At 60.5% G+C, this 2,593-nt stretch carries 3 protein-coding genes, 1 tRNA gene and 1 pseudogene; 3 read left to right on the forward strand and 2 right to left on the reverse strand.

Annotated features, from left to right (window positions below; translation table 11 throughout):
* A partial coding sequence (locus QSJ97_RS24395; RefSeq protein WP_285675101.1) for an integrase core domain-containing protein occupies positions 1-559 on the reverse strand: 559 nt, incomplete at its 3' end.
* Between the two features lie 113 nt (positions 560-672).
* Here QSJ97_RS24395 and QSJ97_RS24400 point away from each other — a divergent pair.
* On the forward strand, positions 673-990 hold the full coding sequence (locus QSJ97_RS24400; RefSeq protein ID WP_285675102.1) for a hypothetical protein: 318 nt from the start codon (positions 673-675) through the stop codon (positions 988-990).
* Here the strand turns inward: QSJ97_RS24400 and QSJ97_RS24405 are convergent.
* The gene (locus tag QSJ97_RS24405) at positions 965-1,282 is read right to left on the reverse strand and encodes a transposase (RefSeq protein WP_285675103.1); all 318 of its coding nucleotides are present in this window, start codon (positions 1,280-1,282) and stop codon (positions 965-967) included. The two genes, QSJ97_RS24400 and QSJ97_RS24405, sit on opposite strands and share 26 nt — an antisense overlap.
* A 36-nt stretch (positions 1,283-1,318) precedes the next feature.
* On the opposite strand from QSJ97_RS24405, the pseudogene QSJ97_RS24410 reads away from it, so the two are divergent.
* Positions 1,319-1,727: pseudogene (locus tag QSJ97_RS24410) on the forward strand (transposase); the annotation flags it as partial.
* 441 nt (positions 1,728-2,168) lie between these two features.
* Positions 2,169-2,243 (forward strand) — tRNA-Asn (locus QSJ97_RS24415).
* Positions 2,244-2,593: the final 350 nt, after the last annotated feature.

A 2,593-nucleotide genomic window follows, 5' to 3' on the forward strand; every position in this document is an offset into this window, starting at 1 on the left:
CGAGATCCGGCACCTTCGGGTGACGGTGAGACGTCCCGGGCAGGGACGACGGATGGGATGAGCTCGGATTTGCCCGTTGCGCCATGAGCCCGAGGTACAGATTGGGAGCCTCCCGCCCTCCACAGTTCGCATCTTGTGGCGGCGTGCCGACCACGGACAGAAGCACGGACCTGCGCGCTGGACCGTAATCGCCATTGACCAGACCCGCCCGATCACAGAAGTTGCCGATCGCGCGGCTGGCATGCGCGAGGCTCTCGAACCTCTGGCGGTGGACGCACTGCTCCTTCAGAGATCTGATGAGGCGCTCCATCATCCCGTTCTGCTGCGGACAGTGAGGCGTGATGAGCTCATGGCGCAGGCTGTAGTTCCTGACCATCTTCGTGTAGGTGCGACTGGTGAAGACCAGCCCGTTGTCGGATCGCAGCAGGAACGGCGTCTCCACGCGGCCAAGTGTGCCAAAGCGGGTGAAGAGTGCCTGCTCGAGGGCGGCGACCGGCGTTGAGGCCTTGCCACTCCTCGAGAGATGCCAGCCGAGGAGCTCGCGCGTGTGGCAGTCCATGACGAGCGCGAGCGTTGCCCAGCGGTCCTTGCCGGTCCTTGCCTGCCCAGACGCGGCAGAGATCCGTTGACCAGCGCTCGTTCGGAGCCTCGGCGACCGAGGGCATCGTCTCGATGCGCGGCCGTGCCCCGACAGGGCGCTTCCGCACCTGCCAGCCCCTGATCTGGAAGATCCGCTGCACCGTGTTCCTGTTGAAGCCGAGCAGCCAGGCGACCGTCCGGCAGCCGAAGGCTGGCTCCTTCTCGATCAGCACCTTGATCGGTTCGGCGACGGCCGGATCGACCTTCGGCGGCGCCTTGGCCGGCCTGTCGCAGACCGTGCGTCGCGGCACACCGAACCAGGCGCAGAGTTTGGTCAGCGGGATGGCAACCCCGTCGGCGAGCAGGCCCTCATGGAGCGTCCGGATCAATTGCCGTCCGCCCGCTCCATGAGGGCCTGGAACTTCTTGCGCGCGCGGAGCTCCAGCATGGCCTCGCCATGGGCCTCCTGCAGGTCCCTGAGCTGCTTCTCGTATTGCTGGCGAACATCGAGCGGATTAGTCTTGAGGGCGTTCTCCATGCCCTTCCGCGCATCCTCGACCCGGCCCTCGATCCCGGAGGGCGCCAGGTCAAACGTCCGGCTCGCCGCCGCGACCGTCGTCCTGCCCTGGATGATCTCGATGACGAGCGCGCTCCTGCGCTTCGCCGTCCACCTCTCGATCTCTTCTGCCACCGCTTCGCTCATCGCTACCCGTTCCCCCTTGTAGCACGAGCAGAAATTCACTGGGTCGATACACTCGCCGCTGGGCTGATGACACTGGGCATGATCGCGCCCTTCGTGCATAGCGGCTCGATCAACCGCGTGGTCATTCGAGACCTACGTGGGGCGTGTGCTCGTGCCCGAGCGACGCGCAGGCGGCAACGTGATCATGGACAACCTCTCGAGCCACAACGGTCCGTGCACAAAGGCTCTGATCGAGGCGGCGGAGGCACGGCTCATGTTCCTCCCGCCCTTCAGCCCGGACTTCAACCCGATCGAGAATGCCTTCTCGAAGCTGAAGGCCCTGCCCAGAAAGCCCGCCGAGCGAACCGTCCACGGCCTCTGGTCCGCCATCGGCCGGATCGTCGACCTCTTCACCCCGGCCGAATGCCGGAACCACTTCACCGCATGCGGCTACGATCCACGCTGATCGGATTCAGCGCCAGGGCCGCTGCGCAACGGAGTTTCTTGGCATTTTGGGGACGTCTTCAAAATATTTATCATGAACTTCCATATCACTCCGCGATACGCACTCCATGTTCTGATATTTATACGTAATATCCGTCGTTATATTACTTATTAATAACCGTCATTAGGCATAATTACTCAGATGTAGCGGAATTTTGTGAATAGCCCCGAGAAACAATGAATCGTATCAATCGGTTAGAAGGAAGAATAGCACTCCCGTCCGTATTCTCGAACCGCAAGCGCGCGGCCTTCGCAGACGTCAAATTTGGGGTTGCAGCCGGTCCCGAGCGGAGTTAGAAGGCAGTCGCTTTCTCGTTGTCATCCTAGAGAGCAGGAGAAACGTGGGAATGCGGCTGGACATGCGCTAGGAGAAAAGCAAATGTTCAGAGAAATCAATGGCTTATCCGGCGTAGCTCAGTGGTAGAGCATCGGACTGTTAATCCGCTGGTCGTAGGTTCGAATCCTACCGCCGGAGCCAAGAAACAACGAGCTAATTATTATACGATAGACCTTAGGCTTGCCATAGGCTCAGCTTCGCTTCAGTAGAGATTTTCGGCAGGCGAGCAGCCCGCCCACAGCCTACGAGCCTGTGGGCCGGAGGTTCGAATCCTCCCCGGCGCGCCACCTCACATTCTTGGGTTGAAATCCCGCCTAAAGCCTTGAAGGGAAAGACGAGATTCGGGGTTCGAAGTCCTTCATTCCGGCAGTGCGCCAAAGGCGCACAAAATGCCAGTCTGAGGACGGTTTTCTTCCATGGCAAATCTCCATTTGTCCATATATTCCATGAGTTTGAGAGGAATTCCATAGCGAGTTCGAACGACTCCTCCA

The sequence above is a fragment of the Paralimibaculum aggregatum genome (genome assembly GCF_030270585.1).
In the GTDB taxonomy this organism is placed as follows: Bacteria; Pseudomonadota; Alphaproteobacteria; order Rhodobacterales; family Rhodobacteraceae; genus Thermohalobaculum; species Thermohalobaculum aggregatum.